We start from the raw sequence: 17,394 nt of genomic DNA, 5'->3' as shown, positions 1-17,394 counted from the left end.
TCAGGCCTCGGCGGTCTTGAGCTGTGCCTGGACGCGGTCTCGCCCGAGCCGCTTGGCGCGGTAGAGCGCTTCGTCCGCTTCCGCCAGCAGCTGTTCGAGACTCACGCCCCGCAAGTCCACCTCCGCCACGCCGATGCTGAGCGTCGGCGGCAGCGGCAGGTCGTCGACGATCGCGAGCGCGTCCCGGAAGACGTTGCGGATGCGATCGGCGATCCGCACCGCCTCGCGCACGCTGACGCCGGGCAGGATGATCGCGAATTCATCTCCGCCCTGGCGGGCGAGGATATCGTCGCTGCGCAACTGGCCGCGGACCGCGCTCGTGAAGATCCGCAGGATCTCGTCACCCGCCGCATGGCCGCGCGAATCGTTGAGTGCCTTGAAATGGTCGATGTCGACGAGCAGCAGCGAGGCCTTGGGGCCGACCCGCTGGGATCGGCGCCGCTGCTGCGCGAGCCATTGCTCGAGGCCCGAGCGGTTCATGGCGCCGGTGAGTGGGTCGTGCTGTGCGAGGCTCGCCAGCATCTGGTTGGTGCGTTCGCCGGCGAGCAGCAGCAGCGCCTGCCCCCTGAGAATGACGAAGGTCACGCCTGAGGCGGCAAGCCAGCCGGTCGCGCCCGAATCCTGGGGAAACAGCGTCGTGCCGATCTGGTCGAGCGCTGCCAGGATGATGCGACCGGCATAGATCAGGACGGTCGGCGCGAAGAGGGCGGCCAGCAGCCAGGCCGAACGCAGCCCTTCCTCCCGCGCGAGGCGGACGGCCTCGCGCACGATAGAGGCGTCGCACAGCGCCATGACCGTCGCCACGACCATGACCCGCGTCGTAAAACCCTCTTTTCCGGGAAACAGCGCGAGCAGGGTCCAGGTCGCGAGCAGGACGAGCCCGAAGAGGAACCAGTTCAGCTCCCGGCCGCCGAATGCGCGGATGCCGAAGAGCAGCAGCAGGCATCCGGCGAGCATCGCGGTGTTGGCGAACTCGACCGTGATCACGTCGGGGAGCGTGTCGCGGAAGGCCGCGCTAAGAAGGCCGAAGCCGATGCACAGGCTGCTCGCGCCCCACCAGACCGGGCTGCGCGTGAAGCGGCCGGTCACGAAGGTCATCAACTGCGTCACGCCAATGATGAAGCAGGTCAGCGCGCCTGTGACGAAAATCGTCCTGAGGTCGAGCGTCAACGCCATGGGGCGCTCGCGCTGCGTAGGGTTGCAGGGGCGCAGAGCTGGCTGCGGGTAGCGGTCAGGGCGTGGTAAGTGGCGTGCATGACGACATGCGTGGGACCATATTGCCTCAAAAATATCCAGCATGATCTTTTAAAAGTCGGTGATCGCCGCCTCGGTCGCGGCTTTTCCGGCGTGTGCCGCGCCTGCCGTCGCGCGGATGCGCCAGGCCGCCCCTAGGCTTTCCCATCAAGCGGGGGTGCGGCGTTTTACTCGGGTTTTTCAGGAGGCACGCCGGCTTTTCGGCTGCTTCGGCTTGCATTGCCGCGCTATCGCGTGTATGGCGCGCCTCATTCCACATGGGGAGCATCACCTCGACACCGAGGCGTTCCGGTGATCGGCCAGCCTATGGCCGTTTCATTCGCTCCCCAGAGGCTCAACCGGAAGGACAAGAATTACCATGGCTCTGCCCGATTTCTCCATGCGCCAGCTCCTCGAGGCCGGTGCGCATTTCGGCCACCAGTCGCATCGCTGGAACCCGAAGATGTCGCCCTACATCTTCGGCGTCCGCAACAACATCCACATCCTCGACCTGTCGCAGTCGGTGCCGATGCTGCACCGTGCCCTGCAGGCGGTCTCGGACACCGTCGCCCGCGGCGGCCGCGTGCTCTTCGTCGGCACCAAGCGCCAGGCGCAGGACGCCATCGCGGATGCTGCCAAGCGTTCGGCCCAGTACTACGTCAACTCCCGCTGGCTCGGCGGCATGCTGACCAACTGGAAGACCATCTCGGCTTCGATCCAGCGCCTGCGCAAGGTCGACGAGCTGCTCAACGGCGGCGGCTCGGGCCTGACCAAGAAGGAGCGCCTGATGCTGTCGCGTGAGCGCGACAAGCTCGAGAAGGCTCTGGGCGGCATCAAGGACATGGGCGGCACGCCGGACATGATCTTCGTGATCGACACCAACAAGGAGCAGCTGGCGATCAAGGAGGCTCAGCGCCTCGGCATCCCGGTCGCGGCAATCGTCGATTCGAACTCGGATCCGGACGGCATCACCTTCCCGGTCCCGGCCAATGACGACGCCGGCCGCGCCATCCAGCTCTACTGCGACCTGATCGCCCGCTCGGCGATCGACGGCATCGGCCGCGCCTCGGGCGACCATGGCATCGATGTCGGCGCCGCTGTTGCGCCGGTCGTCGAAGAGGCGCTGGAGCCGGTCGCTGCCGAAGGCCAGGTCTTCGAGACGCTGACCACCCCGCGCGGCGCACCGGACGATCTGACCAAGCTCTCGGGCATGGGTCCCGATGCGGTGCAGAAGCTGAACGACGGCGGCATCTACCATTTCTGGCAGATCGCGGCCATGTCGCCGGCTGACGTGACCAAGATCGACCACGATCTGAAGCTCGGCGGAAAGATCGAGCGCGAGGGCTGGGTCGCCCAGGCTCGCGAACTCGCCGACGCCTGATCAAGCTGCGTGATGGCGGCGCGTCATCGGCGCGTCGCAATCAAACTCTCGATTTGACGCCTACAAGCGCCGACGACCGGAAACGGAGCGTCGGCGTTTCCCCATAGGGCGTCCGGACATCCCGATCCGCGGCTGGTCTCCGGACCCGTGCCGCTCCGACAGCAAGGACAAGACAGATGGCAGCGATCACCGCCGCGATGGTGAAGGAACTCCGCGACAAGACCGGCGCGGGCATGATGGACTGCAAGACCGCGCTGTCGGCGACTGACGGCAACATGGAGGCCGCCGTCGACTGGCTGCGCGCCAAGGGCCTCTCGAAGGCCGCCAAGAAGGCCGGCCGCGTCGCCGCCGAGGGCCTCGTCGCCGTCGTCGTGCAGGGCAAGGAAGGCGTCGTCGTCGAGGTCAACTCCGAGACCGATTTCGTGGCCCGCAACCCCGAGTTCCAGGCGCTCGCCAAGACCATTGCCGAGGTGGCGCTGGAGCGCGGCGGCGACGTCGAGGCGCTGCTCGGCCATCACTATCCGGGTGGCGGCTCCGTCCAGGATGCCATCGCCAACGCCATCGCCACCATCGGCGAGAACATGACGCTGCGCCGCGTCGCCTCGCTGAAGGTCTCGTCCGGCGTGATCGGCTCCTATGTTCATGGCGCGATCACCGACGGCCTCGGCAAGATCGGCGTCATCGTCGCGCTCGAGTCGACCGCGAAGGGCGACGAACTCGCTGCGATGGGCCGCCAACTCGCCATGCATGTCGCGGCGACCAACCCGGTCGCACTCGACCTCGCCTCGGTCGCTCCGGAGGTCCTGGAGCGGGAGAAGGCGATCCTGGCCGAGAAGAACGCCGGCAAGCCCGCCAACGTGCTCGAGAAGATCACCGAGAGCGGCCTGAAGAGCTACGCCAAGGAATACTGCCTGCTCGAGCAGGCCTATATCCATGATGGCTCGAAGTCGGTCGCTCAGGTTCTCAAGGAGGCCGAGGGCAAGCTCGGTGCGCCGGTCAAACTGACGGGCTTCGCCCGCTATGCGCTCGGCGAGGGCATCGAGAAGGAAGAGCAGGATTTCGCGGCCGAGGTCGCCGCCGCCGGCGGCACCACCGGCTGATCCGGGTTATCCACGAACAAGAAAAGGCCGCGCATCGCGCGGCCTTTTTTGTAGGAAGAATGGCTAGAGCACGCGCCGATCAGATTGCGCAGCAATCTGATCGGATCACGCGTTCTCTATCAATGAGTGAGAGACGGATTTACCGATCAGGTTGAAACAACCTGATCGGATCCGGCTCTAGCATCGGACCGAAAAGGGGAATCCACTTTTCGGATCAATCCGGTGCGATAACAAAGCGGTCGATCATCATGGCCGCGTCCGGTAGGACGCGCGATGACCTGGGCGCGAATCGCGGCATGCGAAAAAAAACGGAGAGACATCGATGAGACCCCAACGCGTTCTCGTGAAGCTCTCCGGCGAAGCCCTTGCGGGGCCTGTCGGAAACGGCCTCGACGGCGTCACGCTGACGGCGCTCGCCGCCGACATCGCCCATGCCTCGCGCGAGGGCGTCGAGATCGGCATCGTCGTCGGCGGCGGCAACTTCTTTCGCGGCGTGCAGGGGCTGAACAAGGGGCTCGATCGCACCACAGCGGATTCGATCGGCATGCTCGGCACGGTGATGAACGCGCTGGCCCTGGAGCACGCCATCGAGGCCGCCGGCGCGCCGGCGCGCGCCATGTCGGCCGTGCCGATGCCTTCCCTCTGCGAGAGCTATGCCCGCAAGCGGGCGCTGGACCATCTCAGCAACGGCAAGGTCGTCATCCTCGGCGGCGGCACCGGCAATCCCTATTTCACCACCGATACGGGCGCGGCGCTCCGCGCTGCCGAGCTCGGCTGCAGCCATCTGCTCAAGGCGACGCAGGTCGACGGCGTCTACAGCGACGATCCGAAGAAGAACCCGGCCGCAACCCGCTACGACACGCTGACCCATGAGGACGCGATCAAGAGCGACCTCAAGGTGATGGATACGGCCGCCTTCGCGCTGGCGCGCGATGCGGGCCTGACCATCGTCGTCTTCTCCATCGCCGAAGGCGGGGCGCTTGCGGCCGTGCTGCGCGGCGAGGGCAGGGCGACCTACGTCACGCCCTGAGGCGGGGAAGCGCGGCATGCTCGGCCTTGATCCGGGCATCTCATGCAGGAAGAGGTTCCCGAGCATCCCGGAAACGCGAGCCTTCGGTCCGCAGATCCCGGGGGCAGCGCCTCGCTCCGCACGAGAAGACGTGCCGCCCGGGCACTGGCCCATACTGCGACAAGTCACTAGAATGAACTGGCTACCGGCCGCATCAGCCGTTTTTCCTTGCCTGACGGTGGGGAACATGCTGTTCGAGCACGAAATTCTTGACCCTGCGCGGCCCCGCCGCCATGGTCGCGCCGATTTTGAAATCACCGCAAGGTCTTGATTGAAATGGCCCAGACGACGTTCGACCTCGCCGATCTCAAGCGCCGCATGGCCGGCGCGGTGCAGTCCTTCAAGGGCGATCTCGCCTCGCTGCGCTCCGGCCGCGCTTCCACCAACATGCTCGACCCGATCATGGTCGAGGCCTATGGCGCGCGCACGCCGCTGAGCCAGCTCGCCACCGTCAGTGTGCCTGAGCCGCGCCTGCTGAGCGTCCAGGTCTGGGACCGCTCGATGGTTCAGGCGGTCGACAAGGCGGTGCGCGAATCCGATCTCGGCCTCAATCCGCAGACGGAAGGCCAGGTGCTGCGCATCCGCATCCCGGAGCTGAACGAGCAGCGCCGCAAGGAGATGGTCAAGGTCGCGCATAAGTACGCCGAGGAGGCCAAGGTCGCGGTCCGGCATGTCCGCCGCGATGGCATCGACGTCGTCAAGAAGCTCGAGAAGGACGGCGATATGACCAAGGACGATGCGGCGAAGAACTCCGATCTCGTCCAGAAGGCCACCGACCAGCACATCGCCGAGATCGACCAGGCGCTCGCGGCGAAGGAAAAGGAAATCCTGCACGTCTGATCCGTTCGCGCGGGCCTTCCCGCGCGTCCTTCCGGCCGGTAGCCGAGCGAGGCCCATTCCTATGTCGTCCAGCCAGCGCGACGCGGGCGTTCCGAACCCGACCCATGTCGCCATCATCATGGATGGCAACGGGCGCTGGGCGCAGATGCGCGGGCTGCCGCGGCAGGAAGGCCACAGGCGCGGACTGGAGGCGCTGCGGCGCACGGTCCGCAATGCCAGCGATCTCGGCCTCTCTGTGCTGACCCTCTATTCCTTCTCGACCGAGAACTGGCGCCGCCCCCATGCCGAGGTCAGCTTCTTGATGGGGCTGCTCAAGCATTTCGTCGAGAAGGACCTGGCCGAGCTCTCCGCCGCCAATGTCCGCGTCCGCATCATCGGCAGCCGCGAGGATCTCGCGCCCGATCTGCGGCGGCTCGTCGAGCATGCCGAGGCGAGCACGCGCGCCAATACCGGCCTCGTGCTGGTGATCGCCTTCAACTACGGCGCGCGCGACGAGATCGTGCGGGCCGCCCGCTCGCTCGCCGTCGATGCAGCGGCGGGACGTCTCGATCCGGCGGCGATCGACGAGGCGGCTCTTGCAGGCAGGCTCGATACACATGACCTGCCCGACCCGGAACTGGTGATCCGCACCTCGGGCGAGACGCGCATCTCTAATTTCCTGCTCTGGCAGGCCGCCTATGCGGAGTTCGTCTTCGCTCCGGTGATGTGGCCGGATTTCGACCGCGCTGCCTTCGAGGACGCTCTCGCCCAATACCGGCAGCGTGAGCGCCGCTTCGGCGGCATTTCCGCTTCGGCCGACCGCAGCGTGGACGTCGCGTGAATGACCGGCCTTCAGGGACGCCGCAGAAGGGCCCAGGCGAGCTGAAGCTCAGGGTCGTCTCGGCGCTGGTGCTCGCGGCCATGGTGCTGCTCGCGACGATCTGGGGCGGCTGGCCCTTCCGTATCATCTGGACGCTTGTCGCTGGCATCGTTGCCTATGAATGGCTCGCCATGGTCAACCGCGGCAACGCCATCCCGGCCGGTATCGGCGTCGTGGTGGCCGGGCTCGCGCTCGCCTTCTCGCCGGCAAGCCCCGCCGCGCTGGCCGGCGCTGCCGCTGCTGCGGCCCTGGTCGGTGCGCTCCTCACGCCCATGGTCCGCTCGCGACTCGCGCTGGAGCTCTGCGGCGTCGCCTATGCGCTCGCCTTCGCGCTGATCACGCCGGCGCTGCGCGATCTGCCGCAGATCGGCCTGGCGCTGATCCTCTGGAGCTTCGCCGTCGTCTGGTTCACCGACATCGCGGCCTATTTCACGGGGCGCAAGCTCGGCGGGCCGAAGCTGATGCCGAGCGTCAGCCCCAAGAAGACATGGTCGGGCGCGATCGGCGGCGCTGTCGCCGGGATGATCGGCGGCTACCTGATCTGGCGATTGGTGCCTGGGCTCGACGGCCTGACCGCGGCCGGCCCCGTCGTTGCCGCCTCCCTGGCGGGTTCGATCGTCAGCCAAGCCGGCGATCTTTTCGAATCCTCGCTGAAGCGCCGCTTCGACACCAAGGATTCGAGCCATCTCATTCCCGGCCACGGCGGCTTCCTCGACCGGCTCGACGGCTACTGGGCCGTGCTCGTGCTGGCGGGACTCGCTCTTTTCGCCGTTCATCTCAACGTCTGATTCATGGCCCTTCGCACCGTCACGCTGTTAGGGGCCACAGGCTCTGTCGGACGCTCCGTTCGCGATGTCGTCGCCGAAAATCCCGAGCGGCTGTCCATCGGGACCGTGGTTGGCGGCCGGGATGCGCAGGCGCTGGCGCGGGTCGCCATCGAGACGGGCGCGCGCTTTGCCGCGCTCGCCGATGAGACTTGCGGCCCGGCGCTGGCGGAAGCGCTGGCCGGCACGGGGATCGGCAGCGGGGCGGGGCGTTCGGCCGTGATGGAGGCCGTGGCCCGGCCCGCCGATATCGTCGTCAGCGCGATTGCGGGCGCCGCCGGGCTGGAGGCGACCTTCGCCGCGCTCTCGCCTGGCCGGACGATCGCGCTCGCCAACAAGGAAAGCCTGGTCTGTGCCGGCGAAGCGGTGATGGCGCGCGCGGTGGAAGTGGGCGCTAAGGTTCTGCCGCTCGATTCGGAACATAACGCGCTCTTCCAAGTGCTTGGAGCCGAGCCGCTTTCCGCGATTCGCGGCATGACGCTGACGGCCTCCGGCGGGCCGTTCCGGAACTGGAGCGCCGAGCGCATCGCGGCCGCCCGTCCCGAGGATGCGTTGAAGCATCCGAATTATGCGATGGGCGCGAAAATCAGCGTCGATTCGGCCAGCCTCATGAACAAGGGGCTGGAGCTTATCGAGGCGCGCTTCCTCTTCGGGCTGGAGCCCGGACAGCTCGACGTGCTGGTCCATCCGCAGCAGATCGTCCACGGCCTCGTCACCTTCCGCGACGGCTCGGTGAGCGCGGGCATGGCGGTGCCGGACATGCGGGTCGCGGCTGCGCACTGCCTCGGCGTCGACGGCCGCCTCGATGCGCCGGCCGAGCGCTTCCTGGATTTGGTGACGACAGCGCCGCTGAGTTTCGAGAAGCCCGATCTCGAGCGCTTTCCCGCGCTCGGCCTCGCCATCGCTGCGCTCAACCAGGGCGGCGCCATGCCGGCGATCCTCAATGCCGCCAACGAGGTCGCGGTTGCCGCCTTCCTGTCGGGCAGGCTGCGCTTCTCAGGCATCGCCGCGCTGGTCGAAGCGGTCTGCGCCGGGGTGCCGGGCGGTGCCGAGGCGCCGCGCGACCTCGCGGGAGCACTCGCCATTGACCACGATTCGAGACGTCGGGCTGCCTCGCTCTTGTCGCAAGCACGGTTCACTGTCACCTAAAGCGCTCTGCCGCGCGCCCGGTTGTCGGGACGTGCCGTGTGGCAGGAGGCCGGAGCGTCGCTTCGGCTAGAAGGAACTGGAGAGTTCGATGGAATTCGTAGCCTCGCTCTGGAATACCGGTCTGGGCTATCTGCTGCCGTTCCTGTTCGTCCTCACCATCGTCGTCTTCGTCCACGAACTCGGCCATTTCCTCGTCGGCCGCTGGTGTGGTGTCGACGTCAAGACCTTCTCGATCGGGTTCGGTCGCGAGATCTTCGGCTTCACGGACAAGCATGGAACACGCTGGCGCTTCGCGCTGATCCCGCTCGGAGGCTACGTCAAGTTCTCTGGCGATGCCGATGCCGCGAGTTCTCCGGACGATGCGGCCGTGGACCGGATGACGCCGCAGGAGCGCGCCCGTTCCTTCCCGGCGCAGTCGATCGGCGAGCGAGCAGCGATCGTCGCCGCCGGCCCGATCGCGAACTTCCTGCTCGCCATCGTGATCTTCGCCGGAATGGCGTTCTTCTTCGGCAAGCAGGTCCTCATGCCGCGCGTCGATGCGGTCGTGGCCGGCAGCGCCGCCGAGCGCGGCGGGCTCAAGGCCGGCGACGTCGTCATTTCCATCGACGGGCAGCCAATCGAATCCTTCGCCGACATGCAGCGCATTGTCTCGATCAGGCCGGAGGAGAACCTCGCGGTCACGGTCGATCGCAGCGGCAGCCAGGTGACGCTGGCCGTGGTGCCCGCGCTATCCGAGATGAAGACGCCCGTGGGCGTGCAGCGCATCGGGGTGATCGGCGTCAAGGCCTCGCCCCGGCCGGAGGACTGGAAGACCCAGCGTTTCGGCCTCGTCGATTCCATGAAGTCCGGCTTGAATGAGACCTGGTTCGTCGTCACCCGGACCTACGACTACGTCGCCAAGCTGGTGAAGGGCCGCGAATCCGTCGATCAGCTCTCCGGCCCGATTCGGATCGCCCAGGTCTCCGGCATCGTCGCCTCGAGCGGAGGGCTGCTGGGGCTGATCAACCTTGCCGCCATCCTGTCTGTCTCGATCGGCCTGATGAACCTCCTGCCCGTGCCGATGCTCGATGGCGGCCACCTCATGTTCTATCTCTACGAGGCGCTGAGGGGCCGCCCCTTGAGCCCGCGCGCGCAGGAAATCGGTTTCCGCCTGGGCCTGGGCCTCGTGCTCATGCTCATGCTGTTCGTAACCTGGAACGACATCGTTCACGTCCGCGGGCTGCTCTGAAGCCCGCTTCGCGCACATACGCCCGATCGGGCTCTTGCCTGCGCCCGCCGAGAGGGCGCGTGGCCTCTCCGCAACGACCGCCGCTAAAAATACTTTATTAACGATGATGGCGGTTTGCACCCTGCGGGAAACTTTGTAGAAGCGATTTAACTGCAATGTCGCCGTGCTGCCGTCTCAAGACGGGGGTCCCCGTTCGGGGTGGTGACCAGAGAGATGGAATAGGCGACCCGATGACGTCGACCCAAAAGAGCCCGATCAAGACGCGGCTCTCTCGATCGATCGGACTTTCGGCTTTGATTCTGGCCGTGAGTGGTGGTGTGGCTTTCGCGCAGGCTGTGGTCGTCCACGGCAACCGACGCGTCGATGCGGAGACGATCCGCTCCTATGCGGTCGGGCGGGAGAATCCGCAGGAGATTCGCGAGAGCCTGCTCTCCACGGGCCTGTTCAGCAGCGTCCAGGTCAGCCGCCGCGGCCCGCAGATCGTCGTTTCGGTCCAGGAGCAGAACAGCACGGTCAATCGCGTCGCCTTCGAGGGTAACCGCCGCGTCAAGAGCGAGCAGCTCTCCTCGATCGTGCAGTCCAAGGCCGGCGGCCCGCTGAGCCAAGAGCTCATCAACGCCGACGTCGAGCGTCTGCGCGAGGCCTATCGCCGCGCCGGCTACGGGCTGTCCTCCGTCAGTGGCCGCATCGCGCCGCTGCCGAACGGTCGCCAGGATATCGTCTTCACCATCAACGAGAGCGGCAAGACCGGCATCAAGTCGATCAACTTCAGCGGCAACGAGGTCTATTCGGCCGGCCGGCTGCGCGGGCTGATGACCTCGACCGAGTCGAATTTCCTGAGCTGGATCAAGACCTCGGATGTCTATGATCCGGATCGCATCAATTCCGACCTCGATCTGATCCGGCGCTTCTATCTGAAGAACGGCTATGCCGACTTCCAGATCGTCAACAACGCCGCGCGCTTCGACGAGACTGCCGGCGGCTGGGTCATCGACGTCCAGGTCGAGGAAGGTCCGCAGTACAAGGTCGGCAATGTCGCGGTCGATTCCGCCCTGCGCGATGTCGACGGGGCCGGGCTGCAGCGCTACGTCGCAACCTCGGCGGGCGATACCTACAATGCCGAGGCTGTCGAAAAGTCGCTCGTCGCGCTGACGACCGAGGTGGCCCGCCGCGGCCATGCCTTCGCCCAGGTCCGCCCCCGTGGCGATCGCGATGCCTCGGGCCGCCTGATCGGCATCACCTATGTCGTCGACGAGGGGCCGCGGGTCTATGTCGAGCGCATCAACGTGCGCGGCAACACCCGCACCCGGGACTTCGTCGTCCGCCGCGAGCTCGATCTCGGTGAGGGCGATGCCTACAACAAGGTCATGATCGACCGCGCCGAGCGGCGCCTCAACAACCTCGGCTTCTTCCAGAAGGTCCGTATCACCAACGAGCCCGGCTCGGCGCCGGATCGCGTGGTGGTCAACATCGACGTCGAGGACAAGGCGACCGGCTCCTTCTCGATCGCGGGCGGCTATTCGACGTCGGACGGCATCATCGGCGAGGTCTCGCTGTCGGAGGCGAACTTCCTTGGCCGCGGCCAGTTCGTTCGCATCGCGGGCACACTCGGCCAGCGCACGCAGGGTGTCGATTTCTCCTTCACCGAGCCCTATTTCCTGGGCTACCGCGTGGCGGCCGGCATCGACCTGTTCTCGAAGTTCAACGACAACTACAACACGGGTCGTTTCGAGAGCCGTGTCACCGGCGGGCAGGTTCGCTTCACCTTCCCGATCACGGAAGAGTTCTCCATCACGCCGCGCTACTCGCTCTACGTGACCGAGATCGACATTCCGAACGAGTACAGCCGGCCCTATAACGATTGTACCCTTCCGCTCCCGGGCATCACTCCGGGCACGGATGGCGCTCTCGCCCCGACCGCGATCTATAACTGCGTGACGAACGGCGAGGCGACGCTGGCGGTCAAGGAGGCGCAGGGCTCGACCCTGACCTCGCTCGTCGGCCTGAACTTCAACTACAACTCGCTCGACAGCGTGCAAAATCCGCGCAACGGCTTCATCGCCGAGCTCAAGCCGGAATTCGCAGGTGTGGGCGGTGACTCGAAGTTCCTGCGTGTCGCCGCGGATGCGCGCTACTATCGCGAGATCTTCGACGACGTCGTCGGCTTCCTCCGCGTCCAGGGCGGTCACGTCCAGGCGACCAGCGGCAACCTGCGCATGGTCGATCATTACTTCCTCGGACCGACACTGGTGCGCGGCTTCGCGCCGTCAGGCATCGGCCCGCGCGACGTCCTGAACGACCCGACGGCGAACGCGGTTGGCGGCACGACCTATTTCGGCGGTACCGTCGAAGTGCAGTTCCCGATCTGGGGTCTCCCGCGCGATCTCGGCCTGCGCGGCGCGGTCTTCGCAGACGCCGGTACGCTGTTCAACTACGACGGTGGGCAGGGCTCGGCCTATACCGGTTGCCCGACCGGCTCCGAGGCGCGTCAGTACAACGTGGCGACGGGCGGCGGACAGTATGGCCAGTCCAATGTCGGCTGTATCCGGGACAAGAACATCCTTCGTTCTTCGGTCGGCGTCAGCTTGTTGTGGCAGTCGCCGCTCGGCCCGATCCGGTTCGACTACGCCTACGCCCTCACCAAGGACGAGGGGCAGTGGGGCACCAACCCGACCACCGGCATCACCGGCAAGTACGGCGGCGACCGTCTGCAGGCCTTCCGCTTCTCGGGCGGCACTCGCTTCTGACGCGGCGGGGCTTAGATCGCCGCGCGTCCGAACGGACGCGATAACGGCGATCTAATCATTTGTTATCGCATCGGATTATCCCGAAAAGTGGGTTCCACTTTTCGGTCCGGCGCAATAGGCCCCGCTTCGGACCCAGCCATGGCAGAACCTGTTTTCTTTCCGTTGGCGACCTCGCTGGACTATGGCGAGGTCGCAAGCATTTCCGGGGCGACGTTGCCCGAGGGCGTCGAGCCGACGCTGCGGGTCGCTGGCGCAGCCGCGCTCGAAACGGCGGGGCCGGCCGACCTCGCCTATATGGACAACCCGAAATATACCGACGCGCTCGCCGCGACGAAGGCGGGGCTGTGCCTGGTATCGCCTCGCTTCGCCGATCGCGTGCCGGCCGGAACGGTGGCGCTGGTCTCTTCGGCGCCCTACCACGCCTTCGCAAAGGTGCTGGCGCGCTTCTTCCCTACGGCGCTCAAGCCTGAATCGGTCTTCGGATCGCAGGGCGTGGCGCCCGGCGCCATCGTCCACGCCACGGCCGTGCTGGAGCCGGGCGTGACGGTCGATCCCGGCGCGGTCATCGGCCCGGGCGCGGAAATCGGCGCCGGCACCGTGGTGGCGGCCCATGCCGTGATCGGCCCTCAGGTCCGGATCGGGCGCAACTGCTCGATCGGTGCGGGCAGCACCATCCAGTCGACGCTGATCGGCAACCGCGTCATTGTCCATCCCGGCGCGCGCATCGGGCAGGATGGCTTCGGCTTCGCGATGAGCCCCAAGGGGCACATGAAGGTGCCGCAGATCGGCCGCGTCATCATCCAGGACGATGTCGAGATCGGCGCCAACACCTGCATCGACCGGGGTGCCAGCCGCGATACCGTGATCGGCGAGGGCACCAAGATCGATAACCTCGTCCAGATCGGGCATAACGTCGTCATCGGGCGCCATTGCGTCATCGTCTCGCAGGTCGGCATCGCCGGTTCCTCGACGCTCGAGGATTTCGTCGTGCTGGGCGGGCAGGTCGGCCTCGCCGGGCATCTCACGATCGGCGCCGGCGCCCAGATCGCAGCGCAGAGCGGCGTCGCCGGCGATGTGCCGCGCGGCGCCCGCTATGGCGGCTATCCGGCACAGCCGGCGCTCAGCTGGGCACGCGAGGCGGCGCTGCTGAAGTCACTGGTGGCCAAGCGAGGCCGCAAGCCGGAAGCCGGTCAGGATTGAGCGGAGGCTTCTGGCTTCCTCTGCACGGGGCCTGCTCCAGAGCCTGCCACGCTTTCACGGAAGTGCGGTCCATGCCTGAACCTTCCTGGGCAGCGCTCCGGCATGCGTCCCCGGGCGAGCCCGCGGTGGCGGCGCAGTTCCGTGCGGAATAAGAACGCTCCGGACGCGAGCGAGAGATTTGTCTTGCCCGGACTGCCCTGTTTCGGGCAAACGGCGCGGAAGGATTTGGAGCTACTGCCGGTCGCCGAATGATTTCCGGACGGTGGTCGACGATACAAGAGCGGTGCGCGGCCCAGGAACGGCGCGCGGGAGAAGACAGACAATGAGCGAGGCGACGACGGCACTGGGTGTGATCGACATCCAGAAGATCATGGCCAGCATTCCCCACCGCTATCCGTTCCTGCTGGTCGACCGCGTGGTCGAGATCAACGGCGACGACTACGGCGTCGGCATCAAGAACGTCACCGTCAACGAGCCGCAGTTCACGGGCCATTTCCCGGAACGGCCCGTCTTCCCGGGCGTGCTGATGATCGAGGCGATGGCGCAGACCGCCGGCGTGCTCGTGGTCAATGCACGCGGAGCGGATGAGGCGAAGGTCGAGACCGTCCTCTTCACCACGATCGACAAGGCGAAGTTCCGCAAGCCCGTCATTCCGGGCGATACGCTGCGCTTCCACATGACCAAGGTCGCGCGCAAGCGCAACATCTGGTTCTACCGTGGCGAAGCCCGCGTAGAGGGGACTTTGGTGGCGGAGGCCGAGATCTCGGCCATGGTCATCTGAGCGGGGCCGCGACGTTGCAAGGCCAGGATACTCCGGCGATGAGCCCTTCCATCCATCCCATGTCGATCGTCGACCCCAAGGCGCAGCTCGCCGCCGGGGTGAAGATCGGGCCCTTCTGCACCGTCGGTCCCGACGTGGTGCTGGGGGAAGGCGTCGAGCTCGTCAGCCATGTCGCCCTCGCGGGCCGCACCACGATCGGCCCGCGCACGCGGATCTATCCCTTCGCCTCGATCGGCCATCCGCCGCAGGACGTGAAGTATCGGGGGGAGCCCTCGACGCTGACGATCGGCGCCGATTGCCAGATCCGCGAAGGTGTTACCATGAACCCCGGCACCGAAGGCGGGGGCATGATCACGAGCGTCGGCGATCGCTGCTTCTTCCTCGCCAATTCCCATGTCGGCCATGACAGCAGGCTCGGAAGCAACGTCATCTTTTCGAACAATGTGATGTGCGCCGGGCATGTCACGGTCGGCAATTTCGTGATCGTCGGCGGCGGGACCGGCCTGCAGCAGTTCATTCGCATCGGTGACCATGCCTTCATCGGCGGCGGCGCCGGCGTGCTCAACGATGTCATTCCCTTCGGCACCGTGCGGGACAACCCGGCGCATCTCGTTGGCCTGAACCTGATCGGCCTCAAGCGCCGGGGCTTTACGCGCGAGCAGATCCATGAGCTGCGCCGCGCCTACCGGCTGCTGTTCGCCAATGAAGGAACGCTGGCCGAGCGTGTCGAGGACGTCGCGGCGGAGTTCGCGGAGCATCCGCTGATTCACGAGATCCTCGATTTCATCAGGGAAGGCGGCGACAAGGCGATCTGCATGCCGCAGGACGCCTCCGCCGTCGAAAGGTGAGCCCGGCGGGCGCCGCGCGCGGCCCGCTCGTCCTGATCGCGGGCGGTGGCGACTATCCGGTCCAGCTTGCGCGCGCCCTGGCGGCCCATGGCGAGCGCCCCTATGTCGCCGCTCTCGACGGTGCGGCCGACCCGGCAGCCTTTGGCGATGCCGATGTCCAGAGCTATCGGCTGGGCCAGCTCGGCAGATTGCTCGAAGAGCTGCGCCGGCGCGGCATCGCCGATATCGTCATGCTGGGAGGCCTGCCCCGGCCGAGCTTCGGCGCGCTGCGGCCCGAGGCGTCGACGCTGAAATACCTTCCGCATTTCGCCAAGGCCTTCCGGGGTGGCGACGACCACCTCTTGCGCGGTGTGGTTCTCTTCTTTGAGCAGCAGGGCTTTCGTGTGCATGGGCCAGCGGAGCTCGCGCCGGAGCTGGCTGCCCCGGAAGGTCCGCTCGGCCGCCGTCAAGCGACCGCCGAACAGCGGGAGCTGCTGCAGCGTGGCTTTGCGCTGCTCGACGCCCTGTCGCCCTTCGATGTCGGGCAGGCGGCGATCCTGGCCGATCACCGCGTCGTCGCGATTGAAGCCGCCGAAGGCACCGATGCCATGATCGGGCGCGTCGCCGACCTCGTCGCGCGCGGGCGGCTGAAGATCGGCAAGGGCGACGGCGTCCTCGTGAAGCTGCCCAAGACCGGCCAGGACCTGCGGATGGACATGCCGGCCATCGGCCCGGACACGCTGCGAAACGTTGCGCAGGCCGGCCTTTCGGGCATCGGCATCAGGGCCGGGCGGGTGCTGGTCGGAGACCGGGCGGCGCTCGGGCGCCTCGCCGACCAGCTCGGTCTCTTCGTCGAAGGCTTCACCTGATGCGTCCCTTCAAGCTCGCCGTCATCGCGGGCGAGGCCTCGGGCGATGCTCTGGCGCTGCGGTTTCTGGCCGCGCTGCGCGAGAGATTGGGTGACCGCCCGCTGGAGCTGTGCGGCGTCGGGGATCACGGCCTGCCGGAGGCTGGACTCAAATCCCTGTTTCCGCAGGCCGACATCGCGGTGATGGGTTTCGGCCCGGTGATCCGGCGCCTGCCGCTGCTGCTGCGGCGGATGGAGGATGCAGCGCGCGGCATCGCGGCCTTCGAGCCCGACCTGCTGCTGACCATCGACAGCCCCGATTTCTGCCTGCGCGTGGCCAAGAAGGTCCGCGCCCGGGCACCCTCGATCCCGATCGTGCACTGGGTCTGCCCCAGCGTCTGGGCCTGGCGGTCCGGCCGGGCGCGGGCGATGGCGCCGCATGTCGACCGCATCCTGGCCCTGCTGCCCTTCGAGCCGGCTGCGCTGACGCGGCTTCACGGCCCGGAGACTGTCTATGTCGGCCACCCTCTCATGGAGCGGCTCGCCGAGATGCGGCCGGACGTGGCCGAGCAGCGCGCGCGCGACGATGCGCAGCGCCCGCAGGTTCTGGTCCTGCCCGGCAGCCGCAGCTCCGAGATCCGCCATCTGATGCCGGTCTTTGGCGAGGCTGTCGCGCGGGTCGCCGCAGCGGTCCCCGAGGCGCGTTTCATCCTGCCTGCTGTACCCCGCCTCCAATCGATGATCGCGGAGGCTGCGGCCCGCTGGCCGGTCGTTCCCGAGATCGTCGCAGGTGAGGTCGCGAAGCTCGCGGCCTTCCGGCAGGCGCGGGCCGCGCTTGCGGCTTCGGGCACGGTGACGCTGGAACTCGCGCTCTCTGCCGTCCCAACCGTCGCGGCCTATCGCGGAGCGGGGTGGGAGGCTGTCCTGGCGCGGCGCCTCATCAAGCTGCCGAGCGTGATCCTGCCCAACCTCATCCTGGGTCGGAGCGTCGTGCCGGAATTCATCCAGGAGGAGGCGACGGCCGAGGCGCTGAGCCGGCATCTGCTGGAGGCGCTGGTCGAAGGTCCGAAGCGGCAGGAACAGCTCGCCGGCTTCGCCGAAGTCGAGACGATCATGCGCTCGGCCGGGCCGAGCCCGGCGGCCAACGCCGTCGAGGCGGCGCTGGCGCTAGCGAGCTGATTTTGCACGGAGCCACCCCTCATTCCGGGGCAAGCGCGTAGCGCTTGAGCCCGGAATGACGCCGCGGTTCATCGGATTGATCCGATGCCATGGTCGCCTCGCGGATGCGCCGCGAGGCGTGAGGCGAGAG

General features: G+C 67.0%; 15 protein-coding genes. 14 read left to right on the top strand and 1 reads right to left on the bottom strand.

The window, feature by feature from the left end; genetic code table 11:
- Positions 1–1,176, bottom strand: a complete 1,176-nt coding sequence (locus tag BoBH3_RS11835; RefSeq protein WP_262330986.1) for a GGDEF domain-containing protein — start codon at positions 1,174–1,176, stop codon at positions 1–3.
- A 436-nt stretch (positions 1,177–1,612) separates the two neighbouring features.
- Here BoBH3_RS11835 and BoBH3_RS11830 point away from each other — a divergent pair, with 436 nt between their 5' ends.
- The 14 genes from BoBH3_RS11830 to lpxB all read left to right on the top strand — a co-directional run bounded on the left by BoBH3_RS11830 (position 1,613) and on the right by lpxB (position 17,264).
- Entirely contained in the window at positions 1,613–2,614 is a 1,002-nt protein-coding gene (locus BoBH3_RS11830; protein ID WP_262330985.1) for a 30S ribosomal protein S2, read from the top strand.
- A gap of 176 nt (positions 2,615–2,790) precedes the next feature.
- Positions 2,791–3,714 (top strand): translation elongation factor Ts, encoded by a 924-nt coding sequence (tsf, locus tag BoBH3_RS11825; RefSeq protein WP_262330984.1) that lies wholly within the window; start codon positions 2,791–2,793, stop codon positions 3,712–3,714.
- A 322-nt stretch (positions 3,715–4,036) separates the two neighbouring features.
- On the top strand, positions 4,037–4,744 hold the full coding sequence (pyrH, locus tag BoBH3_RS11820) for a UMP kinase (protein WP_262330983.1): 708 nt from the start codon (positions 4,037–4,039) through the stop codon (positions 4,742–4,744).
- 315 nt (positions 4,745–5,059) lie between these two features.
- A complete protein-coding gene (gene frr / locus BoBH3_RS11815; protein WP_262330982.1) occupies positions 5,060–5,623 on the top strand; it encodes a ribosome recycling factor in 564 nt (187 codons plus the stop codon).
- 61 nt (positions 5,624–5,684) lie between these two features.
- Positions 5,685–6,443: an isoprenyl transferase gene (locus BoBH3_RS11810; RefSeq protein WP_262330981.1), complete on the top strand. Its 759-nt coding sequence runs from the start codon at positions 5,685–5,687 to the stop codon at positions 6,441–6,443.
- On the top strand, positions 6,440–7,270 hold the full coding sequence (locus BoBH3_RS11805) for a phosphatidate cytidylyltransferase (RefSeq protein ID WP_262330980.1): 831 nt from the start codon (positions 6,440–6,442) through the stop codon (positions 7,268–7,270). The genes BoBH3_RS11810 and BoBH3_RS11805 overlap by 4 nt, the downstream gene beginning before the upstream one ends.
- 3 nt (positions 7,271–7,273) lie before the next feature.
- Positions 7,274–8,455 carry a 1-deoxy-D-xylulose-5-phosphate reductoisomerase gene (gene dxr / locus BoBH3_RS11800; protein ID WP_262330979.1) on the top strand — a complete coding sequence of 394 codons (1,182 nt, stop codon included), beginning with the start codon at positions 7,274–7,276 and terminating at the stop codon, positions 8,453–8,455.
- Between the two features lie 88 nt (positions 8,456–8,543).
- Positions 8,544–9,683, top strand: a complete 1,140-nt coding sequence (rseP, locus tag BoBH3_RS11795; protein ID WP_262330978.1) for an RIP metalloprotease RseP — start codon at positions 8,544–8,546, stop codon at positions 9,681–9,683.
- A 230-nt stretch (positions 9,684–9,913) separates the two neighbouring features.
- A complete protein-coding gene (bamA, locus tag BoBH3_RS11790; protein WP_262330977.1) occupies positions 9,914–12,430 on the top strand; it encodes an outer membrane protein assembly factor BamA in 2,517 nt (838 codons plus the stop codon).
- A gap of 138 nt (positions 12,431–12,568) precedes the next feature.
- Positions 12,569–13,630: a UDP-3-O-(3-hydroxymyristoyl)glucosamine N-acyltransferase gene (gene lpxD / locus BoBH3_RS11785; RefSeq protein ID WP_262330976.1), complete on the top strand. Its 1,062-nt coding sequence runs from the start codon at positions 12,569–12,571 to the stop codon at positions 13,628–13,630.
- 322 nt (positions 13,631–13,952) lie between these two features.
- On the top strand, positions 13,953–14,411 hold the full coding sequence (gene fabZ / locus BoBH3_RS11780; RefSeq protein ID WP_262330975.1) for a 3-hydroxyacyl-ACP dehydratase FabZ: 459 nt from the start codon (positions 13,953–13,955) through the stop codon (positions 14,409–14,411).
- 38 nt (positions 14,412–14,449) lie between these two features.
- A complete protein-coding gene (gene lpxA / locus BoBH3_RS11775; protein ID WP_262330974.1) occupies positions 14,450–15,259 on the top strand; it encodes an acyl-ACP--UDP-N-acetylglucosamine O-acyltransferase in 810 nt (269 codons plus the stop codon).
- Entirely contained in the window at positions 15,256–16,107 is an 852-nt protein-coding gene (locus tag BoBH3_RS11770; RefSeq protein WP_262330973.1) for an LpxI family protein, read from the top strand. The genes lpxA and BoBH3_RS11770 overlap by 4 nt, the downstream gene beginning before the upstream one ends.
- A complete protein-coding gene (lpxB, locus tag BoBH3_RS11765; protein ID WP_262330972.1) occupies positions 16,107–17,264 on the top strand; it encodes a lipid-A-disaccharide synthase in 1,158 nt (385 codons plus the stop codon). The genes BoBH3_RS11770 and lpxB overlap by 1 nt, the downstream gene beginning before the upstream one ends.
- Positions 17,265–17,394 lie beyond the last annotated feature (130 nt).

It is taken from the genome of Allobosea sp. BH3 (assembly GCF_025499465.1).
In the GTDB taxonomy this organism is placed as follows: Bacteria; Pseudomonadota; Alphaproteobacteria; order Rhizobiales; family Beijerinckiaceae; genus Allobosea.
Note: the sequence above shows the minus strand (reverse complement) of the source record. Positions and strands in the feature narration are given on the sequence as shown.

Bases quoted from the DNA above. Each gene is read 5' to 3' on its own strand.
- fabZ (WP_262330975.1), top strand. From the start codon at position 13,953: ATGAGCGAGGCGACGACGGCACTGGGTGTGATCGACATCCAGAAGATC.
- BoBH3_RS11835 (WP_262330986.1), bottom strand. From the start codon at position 1,176: ATGGCGTTGACGCTCGACCTCAGGACGATTTTCGTCACAGGCGCGCTG.
- lpxA (WP_262330974.1), top strand. From the start codon at position 14,450: ATGAGCCCTTCCATCCATCCCATGTCGATCGTCGACCCCAAGGCGCAG.
- lpxB (WP_262330972.1), top strand. From the start codon at position 16,107: ATGCGTCCCTTCAAGCTCGCCGTCATCGCGGGCGAGGCCTCGGGCGAT.
- pyrH (WP_262330983.1), top strand. From the start codon at position 4,037: ATGAGACCCCAACGCGTTCTCGTGAAGCTCTCCGGCGAAGCCCTTGCG.
- dxr (WP_262330979.1), top strand. From the start codon at position 7,274: ATGGCCCTTCGCACCGTCACGCTGTTAGGGGCCACAGGCTCTGTCGGA.
- BoBH3_RS11810 (WP_262330981.1), top strand. From the start codon at position 5,685: ATGTCGTCCAGCCAGCGCGACGCGGGCGTTCCGAACCCGACCCATGTC.
- BoBH3_RS11830 (WP_262330985.1), top strand. From the start codon at position 1,613: ATGGCTCTGCCCGATTTCTCCATGCGCCAGCTCCTCGAGGCCGGTGCG.
- lpxD (WP_262330976.1), top strand. From the start codon at position 12,569: ATGGCAGAACCTGTTTTCTTTCCGTTGGCGACCTCGCTGGACTATGGC.
- tsf (WP_262330984.1), top strand. From the start codon at position 2,791: ATGGCAGCGATCACCGCCGCGATGGTGAAGGAACTCCGCGACAAGACC.
- frr (WP_262330982.1), top strand. From the start codon at position 5,060: ATGGCCCAGACGACGTTCGACCTCGCCGATCTCAAGCGCCGCATGGCC.
- bamA (WP_262330977.1), top strand. From the start codon at position 9,914: ATGACGTCGACCCAAAAGAGCCCGATCAAGACGCGGCTCTCTCGATCG.
- rseP (WP_262330978.1), top strand. From the start codon at position 8,544: ATGGAATTCGTAGCCTCGCTCTGGAATACCGGTCTGGGCTATCTGCTG.